This is a genomic window from Xanthomonas translucens pv. cerealis (genome assembly GCF_006838285.1).
GTDB lineage: Bacteria > Pseudomonadota > Gammaproteobacteria > Xanthomonadales > Xanthomonadaceae > Xanthomonas_A > Xanthomonas_A cerealis.
Window position 1 is genome coordinate 4072772 of the sequence record NZ_CP038228.1, and the last position, 26502, is coordinate 4099273.

The following is a 26502-nucleotide window of genomic DNA, read 5'->3' on the forward strand; positions in this document are numbered from 1 at the left end:
AATCCCCTAGCAGGGCCGATGCCCGTTGCGCCGCCAATTCCACAGGTGCGCGCTCGCCAGTAGCAGGCTACCGGCCACGGTGACCGGGGTTTCGGCCTGCGCGCTGGGGAACCCGATCGCACCGGCCAGCAATCCGGATAGCCCGAGCACAGCCATCGTCCACAGCGGCCACGGCAGCGACCGCTGCCGGTGCGCGCGCCATAGCGCCAGCCCGGCCAGCGGCAGCGCGAGCGCCACGAACAGCCCATGCACCCATTCGGCCTGCGCCCACACGCCGAACAGCGGCAGGGCGGCAGCCAGCAAGGGCAGGGCCAGGCAGTGCGCCAGGCACAGCGCCGACAACAGTACCGCGGAGGCGTCGAAGAAGGGGTGGGGCAGGGATTTCATGGGCGGCGACTCCGGCGCAATAGCGTTATATAATAACATTACGCCGCGGGCCGCAAACGCGTCGCATCGCGCTTGCTGGATGCACCGCTGCCGCTGCAGGCGACAGCGGTGTCGATGGCGCGATCATGACGCCCAAGCGCAGGGGGCCGCGATGGCCGGGATGCTGGACGACCTGAAATAGCCTTCGCTGCCTGTGTCCAGGCTTGGCATCTCACTGCCATGCCGACCGGCGTTCATTGCATTTCGCCGCGACGCGGGCAGGCGTCCCATCCGGCTCGGATTAGTAGTAGCCCTGAGCGTTTGCCTCATCCTCCTCGGCATAGTCTTTTTCACGCATCTGCTCCCGTTCCTCGGGGGTCGTCGGAATGCTATCCATGAGCCGTCGCGCGCCCATGCGCTCCAACTGATCGTCGGTGTCCTGAACGATCTTTTCCAGCTTCACAAGATTGTCGTAGCCCTGCATCATGCGTTCGAGACGTTGCACATCTTTGGGGCGCGCGCCGCTATCGCGCAAGGACTGCAGACGGCGCTTGGCGTCCGCGTATTGTGGCGTGAACTTGGCCGAATCCAGTCCTTGCTCCTGGACAGCGCGCAATTTGCGCGCATTGGAATGCATGACATCTTGCTGGACGATGTGCGAAACGCTCTGCGTGGTCCTGTGTGGAGTGATCTCCTCCAGTGGCTCGAGCTTCTGCAGCATCTCGTTAAGTTGACTATCCCGCACCTGGTTACGCTTCATGATCAGGGCGAGGCGGCTGTCGCGCAGAGCCTGCTCCTTGGGCGTCGGTCCGCGATTCTCATCTATCAGTCTGGTCGATATAGCGTAATCCGCCTTGCTCAGTTCAGCCAATTGCTTATTCAGGGTGTGGATCAAACGTTCTGGATCGGCATGTTGCGCGACTGGCGTTTCGGCCCGGACCTGGGCCTGGTCGGCTCTGTGCTTCGGTACGGTCAATTCAGCCTTCAGCTCATTGGGCAGGTGCTGCTTCAGTGGGGCCGGATCGCGTCCCTCACGGAGCATGTTGATCGATGCGTCGTGTTTGCCATAGTGCGGTGAGGGCTTGTGCTGGTTCAGTGCGGGGGTTCCAGCTCTCAGCTCATTGAGCAAGTGCTGCTCAAGTGGGGTCGGATCGCGTTCCTCATGGAGCATGTTGATCAATGCGTCGTGTTTGCCATAGTGCGGTGAGGGCTTGTGCTGGTTCAGTAGGGGGGTTCCAGCTCTCAGCTCATTGAGCAAGTGCTGCTCAAGTGGGGTCGGATCGCGTTCCTCATGGAGCATGTTGATCAATGCGTCGTGTTTGCCATAGTGCGGTGAGGGCTTGTGCTGGTTCAGTAGGGGGGTTCCAACTCTCAGCTCATTGAGCAAGTGCTGCTCAAGTGGGGTCGGATCGCGTTCCTCATGGAGCATGTTGATCAATGCGTCGTGTTTGCCATAGTGCGGCGTGGGCGTGGGCGTGGGCGTGGCGCGCGATGGCATGCTCCCCATCGCCTGGGCATGGGCAGGGCGGCGCATCGGCCCGACCTGTGGCGCGGGACGGGCCGGAGCGGCGGCAGCAGGTGGCCGGGTGGTGCGTGGTGGCGCGTTTCCGGGCGACTGCATGGCAGGGCGTTGTTGTTTAGCGAAGGCCGTTGCCGCCGGTGTCGGGGTTGGCCGGCGATCAGCGACATTCGCCCGTCCGGACGCTTCGCGCGATGGCCGTGGCGAAGTTGCAGTCTGCTGCTGGGACATTTTTCTTTGCAGCGAAAGCAGTGATTTTTGTGCCGAATTCAATGATTTCTGCATCGAACTGAGCAGGCCCTTCGGCCTCCCTGCATACCCCCCGAATGGGACCGAGGGGCGCGGCCCAACGGCTGCGGGACGGTTGCCGCGCCATCGGCCTTGGCAGCGCCATGCGCGTGATTGCCAGCAGGCGTGGCGGTTGGCTCAGGAGCGATCCTGGATTTGCTAAAAAAAGATGTCTTCAGCTTCATGGCCAACGCTCAGTGATCGATATAGCGCAACGCTAGGTGATGGCACGCCTTCCAGGCGCAAGCAATGCGAAGTTGTTTCGTCTGAAGCGAGCAATTGGCATGCAGCATCGTGATGCCTCGACGGATGCGCACACTGCGGACGCCCGGCGATGCAGTCAATGACATCCGCCGACGCCGCCATCCGAACCGGATGGACAGGATCGTTACGGACGCGTCACAAACCCCGGGGCGAGGGAGCGCACCGGCATGCGATTCGATGCGGATTCATATGTTATATAGTAACAATCGAAGGTCGCCTCCAGCGCCTCTTGCCAAAGTCTCCCATGCCCTCGTCCGCCGTGCTCGACCGCCGCCTTCCCGTCACCGTCCTGTCCGGCTTCCTCGGCGCCGGCAAGACCACCTTGCTCAACCGCGTGCTGCGCAACCGCGACGGCCGCCGCGTGGCGGTGATCGTCAACGACATGAGCGAGATCAACATCGATGCCGCGCTGATCCGCGATGGCGGCGCCGCGCTCAGCCGCACCGAAGAAACCCTGGTCGAATTCAGCAACGGCTGCATCTGCTGCACGCTGCGCGAAGACCTGCGCCAGGAGGTGCAGCGCCTGGCCGACAGCGGCCGCTACGACTACCTGCTGATCGAATCCACCGGCATTTCCGAGCCGATGCCGGTCGCCGCCACCTTTTCGGTGCGCGACGAACACGGCCGCAGCCTGGCCGATGTGGCGCGGTTGGACACCATGCTCACCGTGGTCGATGCGGTGAGCTTCCTGCGCGATTTCGGCTCGACCGAGCGTCTGGCCGAGCGCGGCCTGCACGCCGGCGCCGACGACGATCGCGGCCTGGTCAACCTGCTGGTGGAGCAGATCGAATTCGCCGACGTGATCGTGATCGGCAAGTGCGACCTGGCCAGCGCGGACATGGTGGCGCGCACCCGCGCGGTGCTGCGCGCGCTGAACCGCGACGCACGCATCGTCGAGGCCCGCAACGGCGATGTGCCATTGGACCTTGTGCTGGACACCGGCCGTTTCGATTTCGTGCGCGCGCAGCTGGCGCCGGGCTGGATGCAGGCGCTGCGCGGCGAGCACACGCCGGAAACCGAGCAGTTCGGCATCGGCAGCTTCGTCTACCGCGCGCAGCGTCCGTTCCATCCGTTGCGCTTCGCGCGCCTGGCGCAGCGCGGCCTGCACGAGGTGATCCGCAGCAAGGGCTTTTTCTGGCTGGCCAGTCGCATGGATTGGGTCGGCGAACTGTCCATCGTCGGTGCGGCCACCCAGACCCAGGCGGCCGGTTTCTGGTACGCGGCGCGCGAACGCGTGGAGCAAGGCCTGCTGGACACCCCGCTGCCGTTGCCGCCGCAGCCGCTGCCTTACACCGAGCTGGGTTGGCAACGGCAGCACAGTGCGTGCTGGAGCGCGCCGCCGCCGCAGGCAGAAGAGGTGGGCGACGCGCGCGAATACGCGGCGTTGCGCGCGTTGTGGCATCCGTTGTGGGGCGACCGCCGCCAGGAGCTGGCGCTGATCGGTGTCGGCCTGGACGAAGCGCGGGTGCGCGCCGAACTCGACGCCTGCCTGCTCGACGACACGGAACTGGGGCGCGGGCCATTGGCCTGGCAGGCACTGGCCGATCCGTTCCCGGTGTGGCGGCGCTGAGGGGTCGCCGGGGCTGTCGGCGTTTCTGGTTCGCTTGCCTGTTCATTGGCCACGAACCATCTCCACATGCAGGCCTCCGCGACACAACCCATGGCACGCACCACCGCTAGCCGCGCGCACCGACCGCGATCAACACGATCGCCAGCAGCGCCGCCAACAGGCCCGCGCGGTTCCAGGCGCTGGTCTTCTCGCCGAAGGCCAGCACGCCGAGCAGCGCGCCGAGCACGATCACGCCCAGGTTCATCGCCGCGAACACCACCGCCGGGCTGTCCGGCAGCGCCTGATGTGCGCGCACATAGAACGCGATGTTGCCGAAGTTGAGCGTGCCCAGCAGCAGCCCGGCGCCGACGTTGCGCCAGGCCAGCGGCCGGATGCCGCGGACGTGCCGCCACAGCTGCACGCCGAGCAGCAGCACGAAGGCGATCGCGAAGGCGACCAGCAGCGAGGCGGCGAACGGCGTGCCGGCCTGGGCGATGCGTTTGAGCAGCACGTCGATCGCGGCGAAGCCGGCCCATACCAGCAGCAGCCATGGCGCCGCCCGCGGCGTGCCGGCCGGTACCGGTTCGGGCCGGTGCCCGATGCCGGCGATGGCCAGCAGGCCCAGCATCAGCCCGGCCAGCTTGTAGCCGTTGGCGCGCTCGCCGAACAGCGCGAACGCGGCCGCCAGCGACAGCAGCAGCGACAGCCGCTGCGCTGCGTCGGTACGCACGATGCCGGCCAGCGCCACCGCACGGCCCAGCACCAGGAACAGCGCCGGCAGCAGCACGGCCAGGCCGAGCAGCGCCAGCCACGGCGTCTGCGCGCTGCGTAACGCGGCCAGCGGCGGTTGCAGCAGCGCCACGCACAGCAACGCCGCGGCCAGGTAGTTCCAGGTCACCGCCTGGGCCAGGTCGACGCGCCGGCGCGGCGCCAGCTTCAGCAGCGCCGAAACCAGCACGCTGCACACCACACTCAGAAGAACGAACGCCACGCGCAGGGGATCCGGTCGGGGAACAGAGCGCTGCGTGCGCGCGGCCTGCATGTGGCCTGCACCCAGCCCCGCTATTATGAGCGCATGACCTCTCCCGCTTTCCCTACCGAATCCGGCGCGTTGACGCTGGTCGGCCCCGTCGGCCAGATCGAGGCCGCGGTCGATCTGCCCGATGCCGCGGTGGCCGCCTTGCCAGTCACGGCGATCGTCTGCCACCCGCTGTCCACCGAGGGCGGCACCATGCACAACAAGGTGGTGACGATGGTCGCGCGCGCGCTGCGCGAACTCGGCGTACATGTGGTGCGCTTCAACTTCCGTAGCGTCGGCGCCTCGGCCGGCAGTTTCGACCATGGCGACGGCGAGCACCAGGACCTGGCCGCAGTAGCGGCATGGGTGCGCGCGCAGCGCCCGCACGACGCGCTGTGGCTGGCCGGCTTCAGTTTCGGCGCCTATGTGTCCTTGCGCGCCAGTGCTGCGCTGCAGCCGCAGGCGCTGGTGTCGATCGCGCCGCCCGCCGGGCGCTGGGATTTCGCCGGGGTGGAACCGCCGCCGCAGTGGCTGGTGATCCAGGGCGACGCCGACGAGATCGTCGAGCCGCAGGCCGTGTACGACTGGCTGGAGACGCTGCCGCAGCAGCCCGAGCTGGTGCGCATGCCCGACACCAGCCATTTCTTCCACCGCAAGCTGATCGACCTGCGCGGCGCCTTGCAGCACGGGGTCAAGGCATGGCTCCCGGCGAAGCAGGCGTGAGCGCCGTGCGGCGCCAGGCGGCCGCAGGGTCGCAGGCAGGGCGCTGCGCGGACACGCGCCAATGAGCGCCGCGGCCACGCCTTCGCAGCGCTACGCCGCCGGCGTGGCGCGCGGCGACTGGCGCGACGACCCGGCGCAGCACGCCGCGCTGGCCGCGCTGGACCGCATCCACGACGCAATCGTGGACAGCGACCAGGACGGCTGGCTGGATCGCCTGGCCGCGTTCTGGAAGAAGCCCGAGCCGGTGCGCGGCCTCTACTTCTGGGGCGGTGTAGGCCGCGGCAAGACCTTCCTGGTCGATCTGTTCTACGACGGCCTGCCGATCGAGCAGAAGTACCGCACCCACTTCCACCGTTTCATGCGCGGCGTGCACGAGCGCCTGCGCGAGCACGCCGGGCAGAGCGATCCGTTGGCCAGGATCGCGCAGGAATGGCGCACCCGGTTGCGCGTGCTGGTACTGGACGAATTCTTCGTCACCGACATCGGCGATGCGATGCTGCTGGCGCGATTGCTGGAACGCCTGTTCGCCGAGGGCGTGACCCTGGTCACCACCTCCAACACCGCGCCGCAGCACCTGTACCTCAACGGCCTGCAGCGCGAGAGCTTCCTGCCGGCCATCGCACTGCTGCAGAAGTACTGCCTGGAGCTTTACGCTGAGGGCACCGAGGACTACCGCATGCGCGCGCTGACCCGCTCGCCGGTGTACCTCGCGCCGCTGGACGCGCAGTCCGACGCATGGCTAGGCGGGCGTTGGGGCGAACTGAGCGGGAATGAAGCCGCGCGTAGCGGCAACATCGTCATCGAGGCGCGCAAGATCCCGGTGCGCAGCCGCGGCAAGAGCATCGCCTGGTTCGATTTCGCCGCGTTGTGCGAAGGCCCGCGCGGGCCGGCCGACTATATCGAGATCGCGCGCGAGTTCAACACCGTGCTGCTCGGCGGCATCCCGCACTTCGACCGCATGAACGAGGACGCGGCACGGCGCTTCGTCAACCTGATCGACGAACTCTACGACCGCCAGGTCAACCTGGTCTGCACCGCGCAGGACCCGCCGCCGCAGCTGTACAGCGGCGAGCGCCTGGCCGGCGCCTTCGAGCGCACCGCCTCGCGCCTGATCGAGATGCAGAGCGCCGAGTACCTGGCCACCGCGCACCGCGCCTGAGTGTGGTGGCATCCCTGCGCGGGCAATGCCTTCAAAGTGTCGGTACGCCCGATGCGCGCCAGGCTTTTCCTATCGGAGCGACTTCAGTCGCGACGAACGAAGCGGAGGACTCGCCGGGCACGGTGCGTCGGGACTGAAGTCCCTCCCACAAAGAGCGGGAGGCAGCGGTATCGCCAATCTCCATTTGTGGTGCGACTTCAGGTGGCCTCGGGGCATCGGTTGCGACGAGCGGAACCGCAGGCAACTCGATCGATGCGAGCTAAATTTCTTGCTATTAAATAGTGCGCTATGTAAATTGCGCGCATGCCGAGGCAGCGCACCCCCGCCGAGATCCCCAGCCGCGACGCGGCGCTGCAGTTGGACCAGCAGCTGTGCTTCGCGCTGTACTCGGCCAACCTGGCCATGCACAAGCTCTACCGCGGCCTGCTGAAGACGCTGGACCTGACCTATCCGCAGTACCTGGTGATGCTGGTGCTGTGGGAAGGGGGTGCACGCACGGTCGGGGCGATCGGCGAGCGCCTGTTCCTGGATTCGGCTACGCTGACACCGCTGCTGAAGCGCCTGCAGGCCGGCGGCCTGGTCACGCGCGAACGCTTGGCCGACGACGAGCGCCAGGTCTTGGTGCGGCTGACCGCCGCCGGCCGTGCGCTGCGCAACAAGGCTGGCGCGGTGCCCGAGCAGGTGTTCTGCGCGGCGGCGTGCTCGCCGCAGGACCTGCGCCAGCTCAAGCAGCAACTGGAAACCTTGCGTGGCAACCTGGGCGGTGGCTGATGCGGTTGCCACTCGGCCGCCACCGCTCCATGACGTGCTGTTAATTAAGTAGTTTGCTATTAAATAAATAGCTGGCAATCAACCGGCGCGACGCGCCTCATCAGGAGCAACCACCATGGCCTCACCCGAAAAGATCCTCTACACCGCCCACGCCACCGCGACCGGCGGCCGCGAAGGCCGCGCCGTGTCCTCCGACAAGGCGCTGGACGTGAAGCTGTCCACCCCGCGTGAACTGGGCGGCGCCGGCGGCGACGGTACCAATCCGGAGCAGCTGTTCGCGGCCGGCTATTCGGCCTGCTTCATCGGCGCGATGAAGGCGGTGGCCGCGCAGGACAAGCAGAAGCTGCCGGGCGAGATCAGCATCGAAGGCAGCGTCGGTATCGGCCAGATCCCGGGCGGCTTCGGCATCGCGGTGGAACTGCGCATCGCGGTGCCGGGCATGCCGCGCGAAGAGCTGCAGGCGCTGGTCGACAAGGCGCACCAGGTCTGCCCCTACTCCAACGCGACCCGCGGCAACATCGACGTGAATCTGGTCGTCCTCGACTGATCGATGCGGCGTGTCCTAAGACCCCGTCGCGCGTCCTGCGCGGTGGGGTTTTTTGTTGTCTGCCATACGGCAATGGCCGAGCCAGCCTGGCATGCGCTGCGACGCCATCGAGAGCGAGGGCGGCAGTTGGTCGGCGGAGAACTAGACGGCCTTGAACGTGCCGGCGGAACCGACTTGGTCGGGCGTGTTCCGGATGTGAGCGGGCGCGATCGCCCTGTTTTACACGCGCGGCGGTCGTTGGCCCATGGCCGAGAGAGTCGCCGCTGCTGTTGCTTTTGCTTTTGCTTTTGATCTACCGGGTCCCCTCGGCGCGGCAGAGCTGGCGGACGAATGGTGGCGGGCCGCCTGTCATGGCGATAGCGATTGCATCGCCTTCGTACCCAACCTTTTGCGGTACCCACAGCCGCGGCGGCATTGCTGTGCTGCAGATTGAGGTGGAACTGGGTCAATGTAATAGCGCGAGGGCCATCATCTTTGCGTGTGCCATGCTCAGCTCCGCTTACAACGCCGAGACCGTCGCCGCTTTCATCCAGGGCGCGCGTCGCCCGCTGGTCCTCACTGGCGCAGGTATGTCCGCCGAGAGCGGCGTGCCGACCTTCCGTGGCCACGACGACAGCCTGTGGGCGCGCTTCGATCCGCAGCAACTGGCTACCTGGGAAGCCTGGCGGGCGGACCCGGCACTGGTGTGGGGCTGGCGGGCGTGGTCTGGTTCGGCGAAGCGTTGCCGGCCGCCGATGCGGCCGACCTGGTGCTGGTGATCGGCAGTTCCGGCCTGGTCCATCCGGTCGCCGGGCTACCGCGGTGCGCCAAGGAGCGTGGCGCCTACGTGGTCGACCTCAATCCCGAGCCCAGCGGCCTGTCTTCACGCGCGGATCTGCACTGGCGCGATAGCGCCGCGGCGGCACTGGCGCTGTTGCTGCAGCGCTGGCCGGCGGGTTGACGCCGGCGCAAGCGCCTCGCCGCGGCAATCGCGACACACCGCCAGTGCCGCCGCGGCAGCCCTTGCAGCGTATGCGATACGGCCCGCTCCAGGCGCGATCCGGCGCCCGGCCGCAGGGTTTTGCCGCCCTCCACGGCAAACTCTTGCCCCGCTTGAGTTTTCGGTTTTATGACTACATTTAGCGTTGACGGCGCCCAGAGACCCCACTATCTTGTGGTGGTCGGTTCCAGCGGCCACCAGGTTGCGGGATCAAAAGGGAAGCCGGTGTGGCGCGCGAGCGCTCAAGCCTGCGCTGCCCCGCAGCGGTAATTGGGAACGAACCCGTCCCCGCACTGAGGCGCCCTGCCTTGGGAAGCGACGGGCTAGGACACCGGCCATCGGCCGTCGCCCATCAGCCCGAAGACCTGCCGACAGCCGCGCGATGCACACAGCGCGGCGCCGACCGTTGCATCTCCGGGGGGAGAGGGTCGGTGAAGCGTTGACCGCCCGTAGGCCTCGCGCCTGCGCCGTTGCGGTCTTTGCGACACCGCGTCTCCACCTGCTGATCCGGTCGGACCGTTGCCTGCGAGGGTCAGGCAGCCAGGTGCACCACGCTTGGAGACCTTCATGAGCCAGACCCACAGCCTGCCGGCCGCAGCCCCCCTCGACACCGCCGACGTCGATCCCACGCCTGCCGCCGCCGCCGCGGCGCAGCCCGATGCGGCCGCCAGCGAGCCGAGCAACGACCAGCGCGCCGTGACCTGGATCGTCAAGGACGGCGGCAACCGCCGCATGGCCTTCGATCGCTCGCGCCTGCAGCGCACCCTGGACCGGATCCATGCCGAGTTCCCGCAGCTGGACGTGGCCGACTACGAGCGCAAGGCGTTCGCCTTCGTCGAGAAGAAGGAAAGCCTGTCGGCCGACGAGATGGTCGACTACCTGATCCGCGAGGCCGAGTCGCGCGTAGACATCGCCACGCCGGAGTGGGAGTACTTCGCCGCGCGCCTGTACCTGCATCGCCTGTACAAGCGCGCCAGCAAGAACCGCTTCTACGATGCCGGCGAGAAGTACGGCTCCTACGTCGGTTTGCAGGAAAGCCTGGCCGACCGCGGCGTGTACTCGATCGACATCCTCAAGAACTACTCCAAGGACGAACTCGCCGAAGCCGGCAAGATGATCGACCCGGAGCGCGACAAGCTGTTCGCCTACAACGGCCTGTACCTGCTGGCCACGCGCTACCTGGCCACCGACAACTCGCGCAAGGTCTACGAACTGCCGCAGGAGCGCTGGTTGACCATCGCGCTGTACCTGATGCAGGACGAAAAGCCGCGCGAACGCCGCATGCAGCTGGTCGGCGAGGCCTACTGGGCGCTGTCCAACCTGTACATGACCGTGGCCACGCCCACGCTGGCCAACGCCGGCAAGATCGGCGGGCAGCTGTCGAGCTGCTTCATCGACACCGTCGACGACAGCCTGCAGGGCATCTACGACTCCAACACCGACGTGGCGCGCGTGTCCAAGCACGGCGGCGGCGTTGGCGCCTACCTGGGTTACGTGCGTTCGTCCGGCTCGGCGATCCGCGGGGTCAAGAATTCCAGCGGCGGCGTGGTGCCGTGGATCAAGCAGCTCAACAACACCGCGGTGTCGGTGGACCAGCTCGGCCAGCGCAAGGGCGCCATCGCCGTGTACCTGGACATCTGGCACCGCGACATCGAGGCGTTCCTGGACCTGCGCCTGAACAACGGCGACCAGCGCCTGCGCGCGCACGACGTGTTCACCGCGGTGTGCGTGCCGGACATCTTCATGGAAGCGGTAGAGCGCCGCGGCGAGTGGTACCTGTTCGACCCACACGAGGTGAAGGAGGTCAAGGGCTGGTACCTGCAGGACTTCTTCGACGAGAAGCGCGGCGAAGGCACGTTCCGCGCCAAGTACGAGGAAGTGGTCGCCGACGAGCGCATCGGCCGCAAGGTGGTCAAGGCCATCGACATGCTCAAGCGGATCATGGTCAGCCAGCTGGAGACCGGCAACCCGTTCATGTTCTATCGCGATGAAGTCAATCGCATGAACCCGAACAAGCACCAGGGCATGGTTTATTCCAGCAACCTGTGCACCGAGATCCTGCAGAACATGAGCCCGACCCGGGTCATCCAGGAGATGATCAGCGGCGACCAGATCGTGACCACCAAGCAGGCCGGCGACTTCGTGGTGTGCAACCTGTCCTCGGTGAACCTGGGCCGTGCGGTCACCGCGCAGCCGGACCTGCTGTCGCCGGACGTGCTGGAGCGGCTGATCCGGGTGCAGGTGCGCATGCTCGACAACGTCATCGATCTCAACGATCTGCCGGTGCCGCAGGCCACCATCACCAACCAGAAGTACCGCGCGATCGGCCTGGGCACCTTCGGCTGGCACCACCTGCTGGCGCAGAAGGGCATCGAGTGGAATTCCCGGCAGGCCGAGGACTACTGCGACGAGCTGTACGAGCGCATCAACTACCTGACCATCCAGGCGAGCCTGGCGCTGGCCAAGGAGAAGGGCGCGTACAAGGTGTTCAAGGGCAGCGACTGGCAGAACGGCGAGTACTTCAGCAAGCGCGGCTACGACAGCGCGCAGTGGCAGGAACTGGCTGCGCAGGTCAGCATCAACGGCGTGCGCAACGCGTGGATGATCGCGGTGGCGCCGAACATGAGCACCGCGCAGATCGCCGGCTCCACCGCCTCGATCGACCCGATCTACAGCGCGTTCTACTACGAAGAGAAGAAGGACTTCCGCCGCCCGGTGGTGGCCCCGGGCCTGAACGTGGACACCTATCCGTACTACGAGAAGGGCGCCTACCGGGTCGACCAGTTCGCCAGCGTGCGCCAGAACGCGCGCCGCCAGCGCCACGTCGACCAGTCGATCAGCTTCAACTTCTACGTGCCCAGCACGATCCGCGCCAGCACCCTGCTCGACCTGCACATGACCGCATGGAAGGAAGGCCTGAAGACCACCTACTACGTGCGCTCCAACGACATCGACATCAGCGAATGCGAGTGGTGCTCGAGCTGATCGCCACCCCGTAGCGGCGCCGACGCGCGCATGGCCTTCCCGCGGGAACGCCATGCGCCCGCTGCGTCCTCCCGCATCGCCGCGCCGCTTGCCGGCGCCGTTTAACCCACTACCGAATCCGACCCATGGCTATTGCGCTCGACCGCATCAAGATCCTCGAACCGATGCATCCCAACCGTTCCACCGGGATCATCAACGGCACCACCAGCGGCATCCTCAACTGGAACGACATCCCGTACCCGTCGTTCTATCGCGCGTACAAGGAGCTGTCGACCAACTTCTGGATCCCCGACGAGGTGGACATGAAGGGCGACGCCAAACAGTACGGCGAACTGTCGGCGCGCGAGAAGAACGCCTACGACTCGATCATCGGCCTGCTGGCCACGCTGGATTCGCCGCAGACGCGCTTCATCTACAACGTCGCCGAATACATCACCGACCCGGCCGCGCACGCCAACGCGGCGATCATCGGCCAGCAGGAAGTGATCCACAACGAGAGCTATTCCTATGTGCTGGCCTCCATCGCCGGGCTGGCCGACCAGAACCGCGTGTTCGAGATCGCGCGTACGCACCCGACCATCATCGCGCGCAACCAGCCGATCATGCAGGCCTACGACGACTTCATGCGCGACAAGACCGCAGAGACCTTGCTGCGTTCGCTGATCCAGTCCTCGATCCTGGAAGGCATCAACTTCTATTCCGGTTTCGCGTATTTCTACAACCTGGTGCGGCAGAACCGCATGACCGGCACCGGCAAGATCATCAGCTTCATCAACCGCGACGAGCTGGCCCACACCAAGTTCATCAGCGAGCTGATCCGCGCGATCATCGGCGAGAACGCCGAGCTGCAGAGCAACGAGCTGACCGACTACGTGCACCAGGCGTTCGAGCATGCGATCCGGCTGGAGACCGAGTGGTCCGCCGAAGTGCTGGACGGCATCGAGGGCATCGACGTGGACGAGATGATCCAGTACGTGAAGTACCGCGCCAACAAGATGTCCGGCATGCTCGGCATCGAGAAGCTGTACACCGACGCCAGCGACAACGTGATGCCGTGGATCAAGGCTTACGCGGACAACTTCACCGAGACCAAGACCGACTTCTTCGAGATGCGCAACGCCAGCTACAAGAAGACCAACTCGGACAACGGCTTCGACGATCTGTGAGGGGTTGGGGATTCGGGATTAGGGATTCGTAACAGCAAGGTCGAACCCCACCTTTCCGGCTTTCTCAAAGCCTAACGGCTGGTCATTCCCAATCCCGACTTCCCAATCCCCGCCTCATGCATATCCTGCTCGCCTACGCTTCGCTCAGCGGCAATACCCGCGACGTCGCCCGCCGCGTGCAGGCGCAGTGCGAGGCCGCGGGGCATCAGGTGACCTTGATCCATACCGACGTGCAGACCCTGCACGGCGTGCTTGGCGACGCCGCGCATGCGGCCGGCTTCGACCTGCACCTGCTCGGCAGCTGGAGCGACAACGCCGGGCGCACCCCGGCGGAGATGAAGCGCTACATCGCCGAACTGGTGGAGGCGGCCGGCAAGAGGATCGAGGTCGCCGCGTTCGGCACCGGCGAGACGCAGTGGGGATTGGAGTACTACTGCGGCGCGGTCAAGCGCATCGCGCGTTTCTTTGAGAGCGCCTATCCGTTGCTGGAGATCGAGCAGATGCCGCACGGGGACCGCGACAACGCGGCGATCGACGCCTGGTGCGCGCAGGTACTGGCGCTGCGCGCCGCGCGTGCGGCGGCGGCCGGTTCCACTGCGGCGACCGACGTGGCGGCCGCCGAGCCTGCAGTGGGCCGGGCCAGCGGCTGCGCCTCGGTGGCGTTGCCGCCGCAAGGCAGCGGCTGACGCCGCATTTCTTGCAACTGCTTTTTCATGGCATCGCCGGCGTCGCGACGTGCTGCGCCAGGCATTCTCCGACATCAGACAAGGTCCCGCTCCATGTTCACCACCATCACCGTCGCCACCGCCGAACAGTTCGCCGACGCCATCGCTGCGCATCCGCGCGTGCTGGTGGATTTCAACAAGGACAACTGCCCCGGCTGCCGCATGCTCGACAAGTCGCTGGAGCGCTTCGCCGAGAGCGACAGCGCGCAGGGTGTGACCTTGCTGAAGGTGAAGATGGAGGACGTGGGCGAGGACTTCTTCCGCGCCCAGGGCCTGCGCCAGACGCCGACGCTGATGCTGTTCCGCCAGGGCGAGGAAGTGGCGCGGGTGCCCGGCTTCGTGCCGCCGGCGAAGATCGACGAAGCGGTGCGCGCGCACCTGGGCTGAGCGCGTTCGGCGCTCGGCTCTTCTGTAGGCTTCAGCCGCGACATGATCGCCGGCGCGTTCCACGTCGGCGAGCACGCGCTTGGCTTCGATGCGGAACGCGCGCCCGGCCTCGGTGAGGTCCGCGCCGCGCGGGGGTACGCACGAACAGCGGTGTGCCCAGCTCCTGTTCCAGCGCACGGATCTGCTGGCTCAGCGGCGGTTGCTGGATGCCCAACTGCGCGGCGGCGCGGGTGAAATGGCCGGCCTCGGCGACGGCCAGGAAATAGCGCAGATGGCGCAGTTCCATGTCATATCCAGAAGATATGGAGGATGCCTGGATCATATATTGGACACCGGATCGGTGCAGGCAAATACTGGCCGCCCATGCCTGGTGCCGCGCCGTCGTGACCTCTTCCAGCCAATGCCCGCCGCTGCACGCCGCGGACGATGCACCGCTGTTGCGCATCCGCCTGGCGCTGTTCCTGGCCGGCTTCGCCACCTTCTCGCTGCTGTATAGCGTGCAGCCGTTGCTGCCGGCGTTCGCGCGCGAATTCGGGGTCGATGCGGCGACCAGTTCGCTGCCGCTGTCGCTGGCCACCGGCGGCCTGGCGATCGCGATCTTCTGCGCCGGCGCGGTGTCGGAGAACCTCGGCCGGCGCGGCTTGATGTTCGTGTCCATCGCGCTGGCCGCCGTGCTCAACCTGATCGCCGCGTGCCTGCCGCACTGGGGCGCGCTGGTGGTGGTGCGCGCGCTGTCCGGCATCGCCCTGGGCGGGGTGCCGGCGGTGGCGATGGTGTATCTGGCCGAGGAAGTGCCGGCGTCCAAGCTCGGCGCGGCCACCGGTCTGTACGTGGCGGGCAACGCGTTCGGCGGCATGGCCGGGCGCATCGGCATGAGCGTGCTCACCGATCACTTCGACTGGCGCATCGCGCTGGCGACGGTCTCCGCCATCGACCTGCTGGCCGCGGTCGGCTTCGTGCTGCTGTTGCCGCCGTCGCGGCATTTCGTGCGCCGCCGCGGCATCAACCTGCGCTTCCACCTGCAGGCCTGGGGCGGGCATCTGCGCGACCGCTACCTGCTTTGTCTGTTCGCGATCCCGTTCCTGGCGATGGGCGTGTTCGTCAGCGTCTACAACTATGCCGGCTTCCGCCTGGGCGGGCCGGAGTTCGGTCTCAGCCAGAGCCAGCTCGGCATGATCTTCAGCGCTTACGTGTTCGGCATCGTGTCCTCGTCGGTGGCCGGCGCCGCGTCGGACCGCTTCGGCCGCGGCCCGGTGGTGCTGGCCGGCATCGCGGTGGCAGCGCTGGGCGTGGCGCTGACCATCGCGCACGTGCTGGCGGTGGTCATCACCGGCATCGTGCTGCTGACCATCGGCTTCTTCATCGCGCACTCGGCGGCCAGCGCCTGGGTCGGCCGCCTCGGTGGGCGCAACAAGGGCCATGCCGCGTCGCTGTACCTGCTCGCCTACTACAGCGGCGCCAGCCTGATCGGCTCGCTCAGCGGCGCGGCCTGGCAACACGGCGGCTGGAACGCGCTGGCCGCTTGCTGCCTGCTGTTGCTGGGCATCGCACTGGTTGCCGCGCAGGTCTTGCGCCGCGGTGCCGACGACAGCCGTCCGTACGGGCGTTTCGGTCCGCACCCGCCGCGCGGCGAATAGCGGATGGGGAATGGGGAGTGGGGAATCGATAGAACAGAGCAAAGACGATTGCCTGTGTTTTCCGATTCCCGATTCCCGTTTCCCCACTCCCGGCTTCATCGGCGTGTCACTGCATCGAGTAGCTCACCGACAGGGTCACGTTGGCATAGCCACCGTTGCCGCCAAGCGGACGGATGAAGTAGCTCCCGGTCGCCGGCACTGCCGTCTGCACGTTCTGCGTGGTGCCGTTGCGCACCGAGACGTAGTCGGCATCGCTGCCGTCCGCACGTGGGGCGCGCGTGGAACGCACATAGAGCTTGAGCTGGCCGCTGCCGCCCAGCGTGCGGATCTGCAGGTTGCGTGCGTTGAGCGGCACCTCCAGGCGGTACAACTGGCCCTGGCCGGCCGCGGCGGACAGCTTGCCCAGCGTGCCGCGGTCGATGCTGATGGCGTTGCCTTCCTCGCCGCCGCCATCGGCGCCGGCGGCACGCGCCACAGCCTTGGCCGCGTTGAGGATGCCGACCCCCAGAGGCAGCAGGGGCTTGACCGGGAACGGATTGGAGGTCTGGGTCAGGATGTCGCGCATTTGCGCCAGCGACGGGACCGGACGATTGGCGTTGAGCGCGGCGCTGATCGCCAGCGCGACCACGCCGGCCACGTGCGGCGATGCCATCGACGTGCCTGCATAGCCTGCATAGATCGGTTGATCGGGTCCGTGCGTGCCGTTGTTGAGAGTGGACCAGATCAGGCCGGTGCGGACCGAGCCGGAGCCGCTGGCCGCGTCGTTGGGATGGACGCCGCCGCCCGGCGCCGACAGGGTGATGCTGTTGCCGTAGTTGGAATAGTAGGCACGGCCGCCGGTGATGCCGGTGGCGGCCACGTTGATCACGCCCGGGCAACTGCCAGGGCTGAATCCAGCTGCGTCCGCGTTGCTGTTGCCGGCGGCCACCACCACCAAGCTGCCACGCCCGATCGCGCTGGCGATGGCGTTGGCGGTGACCGTATCCTGCCCGCAGGGGCCGCCGCCGCCCAGACTCATGTTGATGACCTCGGCCGGGTGCGTATTGTCCGGCACACCGTCGATGTGGCCGCCCGATGCCCATACGATGGCATCGGCGATGTCGGCAGTGGTGCCGCCGCAGTGGCCGAGCGCGCGGATCGGCAGGATCCTGGCGTCCGGAGCGATGCCGACCATGCCCACCCCGTTGTTGGTACGCATGGCGATGGTGCCCGCCACGTGGGTGCCATGCCAGGTGCTGTTGGACTGCTCGCCCGGCTGCGCGCAGCCGCCGTTGGCCGCCAGGTACTTGTCGTCGGTGGTCCAGTCGCCGCTGTCCCAGCCGCCGGCCACGCGCCCGTCGCTGGCACGCCCCGACCTCAGCGCGTCGCTGATGAAGTCGTAGCCGGCGCTGGCCAGCGAGGTGTCCAGATCCGGGTGCGCGGTGATGCCGGTGTCGATCACCGCCACCACCACGCCCTGGCCGGTCCCGTACTGCCACGCCGGCAGCAGGTCGATGCCGCCGCGATTGGCGTAGCCGGTGGTCTCCGGCGCCAGCGTCTCCAGGTGGCCGTCCGGCGTGCGCAGGTGCCACTGCACCACGTAGCCTGGATCGTTGGGCGCGGCGACGGCCGTGGCGCTGGCCTGCGCGGTGCTGCGCAACGGCTTGAGCAGCAGGTTCGGCTCCACGTGCGCCACCGCCGGATCGGCCTTGAGGCTGGCCATCAGCGTCTCCAGCTGCGACTGGCTCAGGCGGCGGTCGGGTCGGACCAGATCGGCGCCGATCCCGAGCCGGCGCACCCGGCTCAGCGCCGGCGCGCTCTGCCGGTAGGTGCTCGACCACATGTTGGCGGCGCTCGGCGCGGCCATGATCTGCTTCAGCTTGACGGCGGCGGCGGCCGCATCGCGGCGCTCGCTGCTGCCGTCGCGATAGGTGACGATCAGGCCGTCGTAGAGCTTGGACTGGCCAGGCGCGGCGGTCTCCAGAACGGAGAAGCGCGGGGCGGACTGCGCATGCGCGCCCGAGGCCAGCGCCAGGCCCAGCGACAGCGCCAGCAGGGTGCGGGGAAACGCGGAAATGTCGGTCATGTCTGGATCTCTACGGAAGGTCGGAGGGATGCGGCGGCAATGCGGCGAGGCGTGGCATCACCAACTGAAGCCGGCACCGGCGGAGACGCTCTTCTCATTGCCGGAGAAGGCACCGCCGAGCGAGACGCTGGCGCGGTTGCCGATCGCGCGCTGGTAGCCCACCGCCAGCGCGTTCTCGCCGCCCTGCGAGCCGACACCGACGCCGACCCGATTGGCACCGGTCAGGCCGGAGGTGTTCGTCGCCATGCCGGCATAGGCCGCGCTGACCGCACCCATCCGGTCGATACGCCGGTCCATGTTCTGGAAGCGCTGGTCGGTGTCGCTGCGTAACCTGGTCAGGTTGTCGTCCCAGCCGGCCATGCGGCTGTCGGTGTAGGCGTTGGCGCTGCGCAGCGTGGCGCTGTCCCCGGCCTGCATCTGGCCGACATTGGCCGCATCGGTGGCGGCGCTGCCGGCCGCCACGTTGCTGATCTGGCGCTCGTTGCCGACGCTGCCCACCGACACGGTATTGGCGCGGGTGGCGCTCGAGCCGCGGCCCAGCGCCACTGCGTTGTCGGCCGAGACCGAGGCGCCCTGGCCCAGCGCGGTGCCGGAGGCGGCGGTGACGGTGGCGCTCTCGCCGACCGCCACCGCGTTGCTGGCATCGGCGCTGATGCTGGCGTTGGCGCCGACCGCGGTGCTGCCGTCGGCGTTGACCCGGGCGTTGCCGCCCATCGCGGTGTCGTTGGGGCCGTAGGCCAACGCATTGGCGCCCATCGCGGTGCCGTTGTGGCCGTTGGCGCTGGCCTCGGCACCGACCGCCACGGCATTGGTGTCGGCGCCGACGCTGGGGGCCCCGCCGCTGCCGCTGCCGACGGCCACACCGCCGCCGCCGCTCTGCGCAAGGTGGCCGACGCGGGTGTCCAGCGTCGACAGCGCGCCGTCCAGCGCCGACAGTGCGGAACCGACGCTGCCGTAGATCTGGCTCTGGATCAGGTAGGCGCTGCCGCCGAGCGTACCGTCGTCGCCCACCACGCTGCCGGCACCGAGCACGGTGGCGATGCTGCGCAGCTGCAGCACGTTGACCGCATCGGTGTCGGCGGTACCGGCGGCGACATAGGTCAGCTGGCGCAGCGCGCCGTCGCTGCCGAATGCGACGGTGTTGTCGCGATCGGCGACCGCGCCGGCGCCGATCGCCACGCTGTTGGCGCCGGTCGCGGCGCTGTTGTAGCCCAGCGCCACGCTGCCGGCGCTTAGCGCGGTGGCGCCGCTGCCGAGCGCGGTTGCGCCGGCGGCGTTGGCGCTGGCGATGGCGCCGAAGGCGCTGGCGTCCTCGCCATCGGCGAAGGCCTGCGCGCCGACTGCGGCGGCATTGTTGCTGGTGGCCACCGATTGGGCGCCCAGCGCCAGGCTGTAGGTCGCGTCGGCGTGGCTGTCGAAGCCCAGCGCGGTGCCGTAGTCGGACAGTGCCCAGCTGCCGGCGCCGATGGTCACCGCGCCCAGGCCCTTGGACTGGGTCGGGATGCCGGCGTTGCTGGCGCCGATCGCCACGCTTTGCTGGCCGGACGAGGAGGCGTTGTCGCCGATGGCGATGCCGCCGGCACCGGTGGCCATGGCGCTGTAGCCCATGGCCACCCCGAAGAAGCCGGAGGCCACGCTGTAGCCGCCGGTGGCGATCGCACCGACGCCGCTGGCGTTGGCGGCATAGCCGAAGGCGCTTGCCTGCTCTGCCCCGGCAACGGCAGAGGCGCCGGCGGCGATGGCGTGGTCGGCGGTGACCGAGGAAATGGCGCCGATCGCCGTGGCGCCGGCGCCGCTGGCGCTGGCGTTCCAGCCCAGCGCGCTGGCGTTGGCGGCAGTGGCGTTGGCGGCGGTGCCGACGGCCAACGCACCGAAGCCGGTGCTCTGCGCGCCGGCCGCATCGCCGTAGGTGCTTCCGAAGAAGCTGCCGCCGATCGCGATCGCCGACGTGCCGCTGGCCACCGCACCGTCGCCCATCGCGATGGCGGCGGCGTCGGAGGCCACGCTGTGGTGGCCGATGGCGATGGCGAAGGCACCGGATGCGTCGGCGCGGGCGCCCATCGCCACGGCACGCAGACCCGCGGCGGCGGCGATGTCGCTGCCGTCGTTCAGGCCCTCGGCCATGAAGTAACCGGTGGTGTTCTGGCTGCCGGGCTGAACTGGCGTGGAGGGATCCGCGTCCGCGGCGGGCTGCGCATCGCCGCTGCTTGCCGCTGTCGTGGTCGTAGCCGTAGTCGCGGCTGGCTGGGCGGCAGGCGTGGCGGAAGCGGGCGCATCGGCCGCGCTGGCTGCCAACGGCGCCGCTGCCAGCAGCAACGCGACCGTCAGCAGGCTGTAAGGAGCATGCGACAGAGTGGAGGAAGGGCGGGCGTGGCGCGAGCGGGCGAGCATGTGCTTGACGGGCATGAGCGGTTCCGTGGAAGCGCTGGGACGATGGTCCCGGCAATGGGTTTAGCCCCGATTAAGGCGGCAAGCCCAGGCCGCCTTCAATGCCGATAAATTCACCTCAGTCTCACGTTAGACTCACCGACATGGGAGTCTGGGTGCGACGCATGCCACAAAATCTTCTGATCCGGCTGTGGCGTCGGCAGTGGACATGGCTGCGGCGCGTCCCCATCGCCGATCCGGTCGACCGCCGCAATGCGCCTGCGCTGCAGGTGCTGTTCCTGTTCCTCGGTTGCGAGATCCCGCTCAACAAGCTCTACCACCTGCTGACCGCTCCGCAGATCCAGATGACCGCCGGCCAGCTGGCGGTGGACGTGGGCACCGACGCGGCGATGTCCGTGGCCGCCTGGGCCGGGGTGTGGATGATCCGCCGCGGCCTGCTGCAACAGGCCGCCGCCGCGTTCATCGCCGTGGTGCTGTGTTCGGCGGTGGTGGCCAACCTGGCTTTCGGCTATCAGGTGCAGGCCTTCGATCCCTACCCGATGATGATGTTGACCTTGGCCGCCCTGGTGATCGGGCGGCGCGCGCTGTGGGTGGTGTACCTGTGCGTCACGCTGATCTTCTGGGTGGGCATGGAGAGCCCGTGGGGCCGCGATCCGCGCGGCACGCGCAGCCCGTTCCAGAACCTGCCGTCGCTGGCGCTGAGCTATCTGATGATCACCCTGGTGCTCGACCGCACCGTGGCCGCGTTGCGCGAGAGCCTGTGGCGCGCGCGGCGCAGCGCCGCGCGGCTGCGGGTGGAGATGCGCGAGCGCGCGCAGGCGCAACAGCGATTGCTGCATCTGCAGAAGATCGAACTGGTCGGGCAACTGGCCAGTGGCGTGTCGCACGACTTCAACAACGTCCTCAGTGCGATCCTCGGCTATGCCGAGCAGCGCCACTGCGTGCACGAACTGGATTTCGATCCGCCGCGCGATGCGCTGGCGCTGGCCGACGCACTGGACGGCGTGGCGCTGGCCGCGCAGCGCGGCGTGGCGATCAGCCGCAAGCTGTTGAGCTTCAGCCGACGCGAAGTGAACGTGCCCGAGCGCTTCGATGCCGGCGAGGCGTTGCACGGCATCCAGCCGATGCTGCGGCAACTGTTCGGGCCGACCGTGCGCTTGCAGCTGGACGTGGCGCCGGAACCGCTGCCGCTGTTCCTGGACCGCAGCCGGCTCGACCTGACCCTGCTCAATTTCGCCGCTAATGCGCGCGATGCCATGCCCGGCGGCGGCAGTTTCTCGATCTGCCTGCGCCGCGACGGCGCCTGCGCCCGCATCGAGATCGCCGATACCGGGGTGGGCATGAGTGCGGACGTGCAGCGGCAGGCGTTCGAGCCGTTCTTCACCACCAAACCGGCTGGTCAAGGCACCGGCTTGGGGCTGGCGGTCGCCTTCGAAATGGCACAGGAGGCGCACGGCAGCCTGGAGGTGCGAAGCGTGCCGGGCGAGGGCAGCTGCTTCGTGCTGCGCCTGCCGCTGGCGGCGATCAGCGCTCCTGCGGCATGAGCAGGTAACCCTGGCCACGCACCGCCTTCAGCGGCAGCGCGACGCCGGTGCGTTCCTGCACCTTGAGCCGCAGCCGGTGCAGCAGCGCATCCAGGCGATGCGGGTCGACTTCCAGGCCGAGGTTGCCGCCGAGCATGCCGATCAACGCATCGCGGGTGACCAGCCGCCCGCGCGCGCTCCACAGGCTCTGCACCACCTTGCGTTCGGAGCCGGTCAACGGCACCGCCTGGCCATCGGGTGAGAACAGGCACCAGCCATCGTCCTGCAACTGCCATTCCTCCACCGCGTTGGGCGAGGACAACGGACGCGACACGCGCCGGGCCACGCTGAACAGCGTGGCAGCCAGGATTTCGATCTGTACCGGTTTGATCAGATAGGAGTCCGCGCCCTGGATCAGGCCGCGCACCAGATCCGGCTGCTCGCCGCGCCCGCTCAGGATGATGATGCCCAGCCCCGGGCGCTGCGCTTGCAGCTGCCGGGTCAGGGTGAAGCCGTCGCTGTCCGGCAGGCCGATATCGAGCACGATCAGGTCGAAGCGGTGGTCGTCCAGCGCCGCCCACAGCGCCTGCGCGGTGCGCAGCGGCGTGACTTCGAAACCGTGCCGCTGCAACCCTGGCACCAGGATCCGGTCGCGCAGCACGTCGTCGTCCTCCAGCAGCGCCACCCGCAGTGGGGCGGTGGCGGTGGCGGCGATCGGCTGGCCTATCGGATCGGAAAATCTGCTCACGACGCGGAATCGGGATGGGCGGCATTCCTTGCGGAGGCATCGTGTGGCAGCGAGGCTGCGCGCAGCCGATGCATCCTGCCGATGCTCGACAGTAGCCAGTTTCTGCAGCGCTTTCAATGCGTGGCGCGCTGCGGCTGCACGCGTATTCGGCGCCGCGCGCCGTCTTCGCGCGGCAGATGCCGCACTGCGAAGCCAGCATGCTGGCGCTTGCGTTGCCGCGCGGCTGGCCCAAGATGGGAGCTATCGGGTCGCTGGCAGCGCAGGTCCACGCCGCACCAACGCAACCGCCCAAGGACACCGTACGATGCACCAGACATTGCCGGATCATGCCCTGCCCATGCCTGCACCGGCCGCCGCGGCCGCCGCGCTGGAAGCGTTCGTCGCGCGCCACCGGCGCCTGTTCGTGCTGACCGGTGCCGGCTGCAGCACCGATTCGGGCATCCCCGATTACCGCGACGCTGCCGGCGACTGGAAGCGCGCGCAGCCGGTCACCTACCAGGCGTTCATGGGCGAGCTGGCCACGCGGCAGCGCTACTGGGCGCGCAGCCTGCTCGGCTGGCCGCGCTTCGGCCACGCCCGGCCCAACGCCACGCATGCGGCGCTGGCGCAGCTGGAAGCGCGCGGCCAGGTCGAACTGCTGCTGACCCAGAACGTGGACCGCCTGCACCAGGCCGCCGGCAGCGCAGCGGTGATCGACCTGCATGGGCGCCTGGACGTGGTGCGCTGCATGGAGTGCGAACGGCGCCTGCCGCGCGAGGACTTCCAGCACCAGCTGCTGCAGCGCAATCCGCACTGGGCGACGCTGCAGGCCGAGCAGGCGCCCGATGGCGACGCCGACCTGGAGGACGTGGACTTCGCCGCCTTCGCGGTGCCGGCCTGCACGCAATGCGGCGGCGTGCTGAAGCCGGACGTGGTGTTCTTCGGCGAGAACGTGCCGCGTGAGCGCGTGGCCGCCGCCTTCGCGCATCTACAGCAGGCCGATGCGATGCTGGTGCTGGGCTCGTCGCTGATGGTGTATTCCGGCTTCCGCTTCGTGCAGGCCGCGGCCAAGGCCGGCGTGCCGATCGCCGCAGTCAACCTGGGCCGCACCCGCGGCGACGACCTGCTGAGCCTGAAACTGGCGCAGCCCTGCGCGCAGGCGCTGGAGTTTCTGCTGCCGCGCGCGGCCGCCTAGCGGCTCCGGCGCGGCGCGTTCCGAATCGGCGCACGAACTGATCCATCGGCAGTGGTTGATCGGCAGCGCCGGCAGGAGTGCAATGGCAGCTTGCCCGCAGTGCAGCGGGCGCCCCACGGAACGCCACCTTGAGCCATCTCTTCTCGCCCCTCGCGCTGGGGCCGCTGTCGTTGTCCAATCGCATCGTCATCGCGCCGATGTGCCAGTACTCGGCCGAGCATGGACAGGCCAGCGACTGGCACACCATCCACCTTGGCCAGCTGGCGCAGTCCGGCGCCGGCCTGCTGATCCTGGAAGCCACCGCGGTGGAGCCGCGCGGGCGCATCAGCTACGCCGATCTGGGCCTGTGGGACGACGCCACCGAAGCGGCGCTGCGCGGCGTGCTGGCCTCGGTGCGGCGCTGGTCGCCGATGCCGCTGGGGATCCAGCTCGCGCATGCCGGGCGCAAGGCGTCCACGCACAAGCCGTGGGACGGCGGCGGCGCGATCGCACCCGGTCAGCCGAACGGCTGGCAAACCGTGGCGCCGTCGGCGCTGGCCTTCGCCGACAACGGCACGCCGCCGCAGGCGCTGGACCTGGCCGGCATCGACGCCATCGTCGCCGCCTTCGTCGCCTCGGCGCAGCGCGCCGAACGGCTGGGCTTCGAACTGATCGAATTGCATGCCGCGCACGGCTATCTGCTGCACCAGTTCCTATCGCCGCTGAGCAACCGGCGCGACGACGCCTACGGCGGCAGCCTGGAGAACCGCATGCGCCTGCTGCTGCGCGTGCGGGCGGCGGTGCGCGCGGCGGTATCGGCTTCGATCGCGGTGGGCGTGCGCATTTCCGCCACCGACTGGGTCGAAGGCGGCTGGGACGTGGCGCAGAGCGTCGCGCTGGCGCAGGCGCTGCAGGCGCAGGGCTGCGACTACCTGCACGTGTCCAGTGGCGGCCTCGACCGTCGCCAGCAGATTGCGCTGGCGGCCGGCTACCAGGTGCCGCAGGCCGAGGCGATCCATCGCGCAGTGCGCATGCCGGTGATCGCGGTCGGCCTGATCACCGAGCCGCAGCACGCCGAGGCGATCCTGGCCGAGGACCGGGCCGACGCGATCGCGCTGGCCCGCGGCATCCTCTACGACCCGCGCTGGCCGTGGCACGCTGCCGCCGCGCTGGGCGCCAGACTGACCCCGTCGCCGCAATACCTGCGCTGCGAGCCGCGTTCGGCGCGCGGCCTGTTCGACGCGTGATGCGCCCGCGCTGCGCCTTGCAGGACGCGGCATCCACCCAGAGTTGGGCAAGGAGCTTGCAATGAGCATCGGATTTCTCGGTCTGGGCACGATGGGCCAGCCCATCGCGCACAACCTGCTGCGCGCTGGGCATGCGTTGACCGTGTGGAACCGCAGCGCGGCTGCGGCGCAGCCGCTGCTCGATGCCGGCGCGCAACTGGCCGCGCAGCCGGCGGACGCGGTGCGCGGCCCGGTGCTGTTCTCGATGCTGGCCGACGACGCGGCAGTGCGCGAGACCCTGCTCGAGCGCGGCGCGCTCGACACGCTGCCGGCCGGCAGCGTGCACGTCAACATGGCCACGATCTCGGTGGCGCTGGCGCGCGAGCTGAGTGCCCTGCATGCCGAATGCGGCGTGGCCTACCTGGCCATCCCGGTGCTGGGCCGCAGCGACGTGGCCGCGGCCGGCCAGCTCAACCTGCTCGCCGCCGGCGACGCCGCCGCGCTGGCGCGGGTGCAGCCGCTGCTCGATGTGATCGGACGCAAGACCTGGTATTTCGGCGCGGCGCCGGAGCAGGCCAACGCGGTCAAGCTGGCTGCCAACCTGTGCCTGGCCAGCGCCATCGGCACCATGGCCGAAGCCTCGGCGCTGGTGCGCGGGCACGGCGTGGACGCAGCCGATTTCCTGGGCATGCTCAGCAGTACCGTGTTCGCCGCACCGGCGTACCAGAACTACGGCGGCATGATCGCCGAGCAGCGCTACAGCCCGGCCGGCTTCAAGACCACGCTGGGGCTCAAGGACGTGCGCCTGGCCTTGAACGCCGGCGAGAGCCGGCACGTGCCGATGCCGCTGGCGGCGGTGCTGCGTGACCAGTTCATCGACGCGATCGCGCATGGCGACGGCGCGCTGGACTGGTCGGCGTTGGCCAAGGTCGCCGCACGCCGCGCCGGGCAGGCCTGAACGCGCGAGCCGGCGGCGCCGCGCGTTCAGGCGGCATGGTCGCGGCCGCGTGCCGGATGCGATCAGCGAGCGCATGGTGGTGCGGCTGCTGCCGCTTGCGACAAAATACGGCTTCGACCAGGTTAGTCACGTGGTGCTGGGCCGCGAGCTGGGCGAGGTGGAGCAGGCCGAGAACGCGTTCCTGGTGCGCGGCGACCTGGACGACCGAGCGCATCTGCGCGCGCACATCGCCACTCACGAAGCGGTCGGCATGTCGGTGGAAGAGTCGCTTGCGCGGCTGGAGAAGGTCAACCGGCGCCTGGCGCTGCGCTTGCGCCCGGAGTGAGCGCGGCCTGGCGCGCGGGCGAGGCCGCCTGCC

At 68.5% G+C, this 26502-nt stretch carries 23 protein-coding genes, 1 pseudogene and 1 riboswitch; of the genes and pseudogenes, 17 read left to right on the top strand and 7 right to left on the bottom strand.

The window, feature by feature from the left end:
• Positions 1-6 precede the first annotated feature (6 nt).
• Entirely contained in the window at positions 7-387 is a 381-nt protein-coding gene (locus E4A48_RS17980) for a MerC domain-containing protein (RefSeq protein WP_039006438.1), read from the bottom strand.
• A 280-nt stretch (positions 388-667) separates the two neighbouring features.
• Entirely contained in the window at positions 668-2170 is a 1503-nt protein-coding gene (locus tag E4A48_RS21315) for a hypothetical protein (protein ID WP_260607993.1), read from the bottom strand.
• A 511-nt stretch (positions 2171-2681) separates the two neighbouring features.
• On the opposite strand from E4A48_RS21315, the gene E4A48_RS17990 reads away from it, so the two are divergent.
• A complete protein-coding gene (locus E4A48_RS17990; RefSeq protein WP_058196343.1) occupies positions 2682-4007 on the top strand; it encodes a GTP-binding protein in 1326 nt (441 codons plus the stop codon).
• A 106-nt stretch (positions 4008-4113) separates the two neighbouring features.
• Here E4A48_RS17990 and E4A48_RS17995 read toward each other — a convergent pair whose 3' ends face one another.
• Positions 4114-5028 (bottom strand): EamA family transporter, encoded by a 915-nt coding sequence (locus E4A48_RS17995; protein ID WP_409976349.1) that lies wholly within the window; start codon positions 5026-5028, stop codon positions 4114-4116.
• A gap of 33 nt (positions 5029-5061) precedes the next feature.
• Between E4A48_RS17995 and E4A48_RS18000 the strand changes: the two genes are divergently transcribed.
• From E4A48_RS18000 to E4A48_RS18040, 10 genes are all read left to right on the top strand, one after another.
• Complete coding sequence (locus tag E4A48_RS18000) at positions 5062-5727, top strand: alpha/beta hydrolase (protein ID WP_142742896.1); 666 nt, start codon at positions 5062-5064, stop codon at positions 5725-5727.
• A gap of 61 nt (positions 5728-5788) precedes the next feature.
• The gene (gene zapE / locus E4A48_RS18005) at positions 5789-6886 is read left to right on the top strand and encodes a cell division protein ZapE (protein ID WP_039006428.1); all 1098 of its coding nucleotides are present in this window, start codon (positions 5789-5791) and stop codon (positions 6884-6886) included.
• A 303-nt stretch (positions 6887-7189) separates the two neighbouring features.
• Positions 7190-7657, top strand: coding sequence for a MarR family winged helix-turn-helix transcriptional regulator (locus E4A48_RS18010; RefSeq protein ID WP_039006426.1), 468 nt, complete (start codon positions 7190-7192; stop codon positions 7655-7657).
• A gap of 115 nt (positions 7658-7772) precedes the next feature.
• On the top strand, positions 7773-8204 hold the full coding sequence (locus E4A48_RS18015; protein WP_003476604.1) for an organic hydroperoxide resistance protein: 432 nt from the start codon (positions 7773-7775) through the stop codon (positions 8202-8204).
• A gap of 485 nt (positions 8205-8689) precedes the next feature.
• A complete protein-coding gene (locus E4A48_RS21480) occupies positions 8690-8962 on the top strand; it encodes a Sir2 family NAD-dependent protein deacetylase (protein WP_272929734.1) in 273 nt (90 codons plus the stop codon).
• On the top strand, positions 8926-9144 hold the full coding sequence (locus E4A48_RS21485) for an SIR2 family protein (RefSeq protein WP_272929735.1): 219 nt from the start codon (positions 8926-8928) through the stop codon (positions 9142-9144). Before E4A48_RS21480 ends, E4A48_RS21485 begins: the two co-directional genes overlap by 37 nt.
• 204 nt (positions 9145-9348) lie before the next feature.
• Positions 9349-9570, top strand: a riboswitch (cobalamin riboswitch).
• Between the two features lie 180 nt (positions 9571-9750).
• On the top strand, positions 9751-12168 hold the full coding sequence (locus tag E4A48_RS18025; RefSeq protein ID WP_039006421.1) for a ribonucleoside-diphosphate reductase subunit alpha: 2418 nt from the start codon (positions 9751-9753) through the stop codon (positions 12166-12168).
• 125 nt (positions 12169-12293) lie between these two features.
• Positions 12294-13334, top strand: a complete 1041-nt coding sequence (locus E4A48_RS18030; RefSeq protein WP_003476601.1) for a ribonucleotide-diphosphate reductase subunit beta — start codon at positions 12294-12296, stop codon at positions 13332-13334.
• A gap of 116 nt (positions 13335-13450) precedes the next feature.
• Positions 13451-14020, top strand: coding sequence for a flavodoxin (locus tag E4A48_RS18035; protein ID WP_039006419.1), 570 nt, complete (start codon positions 13451-13453; stop codon positions 14018-14020).
• Positions 14021-14113: 93 nt separating this feature from the next.
• Positions 14114-14446: a thioredoxin family protein gene (locus tag E4A48_RS18040; RefSeq protein ID WP_039006417.1), complete on the top strand. Its 333-nt coding sequence runs from the start codon at positions 14114-14116 to the stop codon at positions 14444-14446.
• Between the two features lie 9 nt (positions 14447-14455).
• Here the strand turns inward: E4A48_RS18040 and E4A48_RS18045 are convergent.
• Positions 14456-14732 (bottom strand): annotated as a pseudogene (locus E4A48_RS18045) (LysR family transcriptional regulator); the annotation flags it as partial.
• 97 nt (positions 14733-14829) lie between these two features.
• On the opposite strand from E4A48_RS18045, the gene E4A48_RS18050 reads away from it, so the two are divergent.
• Positions 14830-16083: an MFS transporter gene (locus tag E4A48_RS18050; protein WP_039006414.1), complete on the top strand. Its 1254-nt coding sequence runs from the start codon at positions 14830-14832 to the stop codon at positions 16081-16083.
• 106 nt (positions 16084-16189) lie between these two features.
• On the opposite strand, the gene E4A48_RS18055 is transcribed toward E4A48_RS18050, so the two are convergent.
• Entirely contained in the window at positions 16190-18148 is a 1959-nt protein-coding gene (locus tag E4A48_RS18055) for a S8 family peptidase (protein ID WP_142742897.1), read from the bottom strand.
• 57 nt (positions 18149-18205) lie between these two features.
• A complete protein-coding gene (locus E4A48_RS18060) occupies positions 18206-20554 on the bottom strand; it encodes a YadA family autotransporter adhesin (protein WP_260607994.1) in 2349 nt (782 codons plus the stop codon).
• 146 nt (positions 20555-20700) lie between these two features.
• On the opposite strand from E4A48_RS18060, the gene E4A48_RS18065 reads away from it, so the two are divergent.
• Positions 20701-22080, top strand: a complete 1380-nt coding sequence (locus tag E4A48_RS18065) for a sensor histidine kinase (protein WP_052235026.1) — start codon at positions 20701-20703, stop codon at positions 22078-22080.
• On the opposite strand, the gene E4A48_RS18070 is transcribed toward E4A48_RS18065, so the two are convergent.
• Complete coding sequence (locus tag E4A48_RS18070) at positions 22061-22807, bottom strand: response regulator transcription factor (protein ID WP_080763407.1); 747 nt, start codon at positions 22805-22807, stop codon at positions 22061-22063. The two genes, E4A48_RS18065 and E4A48_RS18070, sit on opposite strands and share 20 nt — an antisense overlap.
• Positions 22808-23144: 337 nt before the next feature.
• On the opposite strand from E4A48_RS18070, the gene E4A48_RS18075 reads away from it, so the two are divergent.
• The 4 genes from E4A48_RS18075 (at position 23145) to E4A48_RS18090 (ending at position 26469) form a co-directional block, all read left to right on the top strand.
• Positions 23145-23981, top strand: coding sequence for an NAD-dependent protein deacetylase (locus E4A48_RS18075; RefSeq protein WP_237655400.1), 837 nt, complete (start codon positions 23145-23147; stop codon positions 23979-23981).
• 128 nt (positions 23982-24109) lie between these two features.
• Entirely contained in the window at positions 24110-25207 is a 1098-nt protein-coding gene (locus E4A48_RS18080; RefSeq protein WP_039006412.1) for an NADH:flavin oxidoreductase/NADH oxidase, read from the top strand.
• 61 nt (positions 25208-25268) lie between these two features.
• Positions 25269-26144: an NAD(P)-dependent oxidoreductase gene (locus tag E4A48_RS18085; RefSeq protein WP_039006411.1), complete on the top strand. Its 876-nt coding sequence runs from the start codon at positions 25269-25271 to the stop codon at positions 26142-26144.
• Complete coding sequence (locus tag E4A48_RS18090; protein ID WP_409976350.1) at positions 26077-26469, top strand: XVIPCD domain-containing protein; 393 nt, start codon at positions 26077-26079, stop codon at positions 26467-26469. The genes E4A48_RS18085 and E4A48_RS18090 overlap by 68 nt, the downstream gene beginning before the upstream one ends.
• The last annotated feature ends 33 nt before the right edge of the window (positions 26470-26502 follow it).